This window comes from Catenulispora pinistramenti (genome assembly GCF_018274385.1).
Classification (GTDB): Bacteria; Actinomycetota; Actinomycetes; order Streptomycetales; family Catenulisporaceae; genus Catenulispora; species Catenulispora pinistramenti.
This window is the reverse complement of the sequence record NZ_JAAFYZ010000450.1, coordinates 1-2,147: the sequence shown is the minus strand read 5'-3', so window position 1 is coordinate 2,147 and position 2,147 is coordinate 1. Positions and strand designations below refer to the sequence as shown.

The 2,147-nt window shown below is 71.0% G+C and carries 1 protein-coding gene and 1 pseudogene; both read left to right on the top strand.

The annotated features are described in order from the left end of the window. Positions 1-151: pseudogene (locus tag KGQ19_RS53270) on the top strand (IMP dehydrogenase); the annotation flags it as partial. A 70-nt stretch (positions 152-221) separates the two neighbouring features. Then, positions 222-2,147: AfsR/SARP family transcriptional regulator (locus tag KGQ19_RS48370; protein ID WP_212022358.1), on the top strand; the 1,926-nt coding region annotated here is incomplete at its 3' end.

The window sequence follows — 2,147 nt, the reverse complement described above, 5'->3', positions numbered from 1 at the left end:
CGCCTACATCAGCACCCTGCTGCCCGACATCCTCGACGGCACCGTCAACCCCGGCAAAGTGTTCGACCAGCAGATCAGCCTCGAACAAACCCCCGCCGGCTACCAGGCCATGGACAACCGCAGCGCCCTGAAGGTCCTCATCCGACCGTAGCCCCGACCTTCAACTCGGCCGCGAATCCGGCCGCGAATCCGGCCATACGAAATACGCCACACTGGACCCCGTGCAGCTCACCGTCTCCATCCTCGGCCCACTCCAGGCCCACACCCACGACGGCACCCCCATCCCCATCGGAGGCGCCCGGCTGCGCGCCCTGCTCATCCGCCTCGCCCTGGACCCCGGCCGAAGCATCAGCGTCGCCACCCTCACCGACGCCCTCTGGAACGAAACACCCCCCGACGGCGCCGCCAACGCCCTGCAATCCCTCATCTCCCGCCTACGCCGCACCCTCGGCGCCCCCGACACCATCATCAGCGACGTAGGCGGCTACCACCTCGCCCTCCCCGCAGAAGCCATCGACACCCACCGCTTCGAAACCCTCACCCGCCAAGCCCGACACGCCGACCACCCCGCCACCACCCGCCAACTCCTGCACGAAGCACTCGCACTGTGGCGAGGACCGGCGCTCGCCGACGTCGCCACCGCCGGATTCGCCCTCGCCCCCGCCGCCCGCCTGGACGAAATGCGGCTCACCGCCCTGTGCGGCCGCCTCGACGCCGAACTCCGCCTCGGACTGCACACCGAGGCCCTGCCCGAACTCGAAGCACTCGCCGCCGAACACCCGCTGCGCGAAAACATCGCCGCACTGCTGATGCGGGCCCTGTACGCCGACGGCCGCCAAGCACACGCCCTGGCCGTCCACGAACGCGTACGCACCGCCCTCGCCGACCAACTCGGCATCGACCCCTCCGCCGAACTGACCCGCATCCACCTCGCCGTACTCCGCAACGACCCCGCACTGACAGGCGGTACCAGCACCAGCACCGGTACCGCCACAGCACGACCCGCGCCAGAACACACCCCCGACCCGGCAGCCACCATCACCCGCCGCACCAACCTCCGCGCCCGCCTGACCAGCTTCGTCGGCCGCGACGAGGAAGTCACCCGCATCACCGAAACCCTCCGAACCTCCCGCCTGGTCACCCTCGTCGGCCCCGGCGGCGCCGGCAAAACCCGCCTCGCCGGCGAAGCCGCCACCCGCCTCCTCACCGCCCAGCCACCAGACCGAGCCAGCCCAGCCAGCCCAGCCAGCCCAGGCAACGCAGACAACCCAGGCAACGCAGACAACCCACAACGCCCCGGAATTCCAGACATCCCAGCGATCCCAGAGATCCCCGACGGCGCCTGGCTCGTCGAACTCGCCCCCGTCACCGACCCCGCCGAACTCCCCCAAGCCATCCTCACCGCCCTCGGACAACGCGAGACACACGTCCTGCGCAGCGAACAACAAGCCACACCGGCGCGCGACGCCCTCACCCGCGTCACCCGCGGACTGGCCGGCCAGCGGCTGCTCATCGTGCTCGACAACTGCGAACACCTCATCGACGCCGCCGCCCACGCCGCCGAGCACCTCCTGGAACACATCCCCGGCCTGCACATCATCGCCACCAGCCGAGAACCGCTCGGCATCCTCGGCGAGCACCTGTTCCCGGTACTGTCCCTGCCCCAACCCGCCGACGACACCGAAGCCGCCGAGGCGCTCGCCTCCCCGGCCGTGCACCTGTTCGCCGACCGCGCCGCCGCCGTCCAACCAGGCTTCGCCGTCCACGACGACAACGTCGCCGACATCGTCCAGATCTGCCGCCGCCTCGACGGGCTGCCCCTGGCCATCGAACTGGCCGCCGCCCGCCTGCGCACCCTGCCGCTGCACGCCATCGCCGCCCGGCTCGACAACCGCTTCCGACTGCTCACCGGCGGCAGCCGCACCGCGATGCCCCGCCACCAGACGCTGCGCGCCGTCGTCGCCTGGAGCTGGGAACTGCTGTCCGGGCAAGAACGCGACCTGGCCGAACGGCTGTCCGTGTACCCCGGCGGGATCACCGTCGAATCAGCCACCGCGGTCTACCCGGCCCCGAGCGTGGAAATCGACGACCTGCTGGCCGCCCTCGTCGACAAATCCCTGCTCCACCCCGTCGACCCCGATCCCGCC